At 57.1% G+C, this 865-nt stretch carries 1 protein-coding gene; it reads left to right on the top strand.

Translation table 11 applies throughout. From position 1 onward, the window contains the following. The coding region (locus AC1DYI_RS37105; RefSeq protein WP_477209065.1) for a transposase at nt 1-240 on the top strand (240 nt) is incomplete at its 5' end. Between the last annotated feature and the right edge of the window lie 625 nt (nt 241-865).

Below are 865 nucleotides of genomic sequence, written 5' to 3'. Positions count from 1 at the left end.
ATCTACTTCTGCGACGCCCACAGCCCTTGGCAGCGCGGCTCCAACGAGAACGCTAATGGCATCATCCGTGAGTTCCTCCCCAAGGGCCTTGACCTCTCGCCCCTTACCGACAAAGATCTGCGCAACCTCGAGTTCGTCCTCAACAACACTCCTCGCAAGATCCTCGGCTTCCGCACTCCACACGAAGTCTTCTCTCAACTCAAAGTCACCGACATCGCTGGTGTTGCACTTCATCCTTGAGTCGGCCCTCTACCGTGACCCACCGCCTACTTCACATCATCTTTACAGCACTGCTCCTGCTCGCCCCGTCTGTTCCGACGTTAGCGCAGGAAGTTCTCTTGTCTTGTGATCCAAGTTCTAAATGGGGCTATGTCACGGAGAACAGCCTTCTCGCGCCAAGTCCGTCAGTTGTACTGGAAGCTCCAGGCCGAACCCTGCAACAGATCAACACCGTCGAGCTCACGCAAAGCAGTGCTCCTGACTCTCGCGGAGATTCGCGTCGAACAGGAACTGCAAAGGTCGTGCGAGTCTGTGGTCCGTTTACCTTCGTCTTCTCTTCCGGTTGGCACAATGCAAATCCCATGGGAGAGATGGGAGCCGATGAGTTCTCAGTGTTCGAGGTGCAACTTGCGGGCAAGCTCGCACTTGGCCCTCTTGCGCTTGGAACCTGCGATACAGGAGGACGATCTTGGGGAACTTGCCCATCGGATTGGGTCACCTCTCTCACATTCCAATGGGAGGAGCCCTTCCGCCAGCCGGTCTTCTATCTGAGGCACACATTTGAAGAGCAGCGCGGAGCGCCCTAACCCTTTGCTCGAGCGGACCTCCACCGGCATGGCCCCGCGAGCCGTGGTAGTTCATCATC

Source organism: Ideonella sp. P3_A4 (assembly GCF_056403075.1).
Note: the sequence above shows the minus strand (reverse complement) of the source record. Positions and strands in the feature narration are given on the sequence as shown.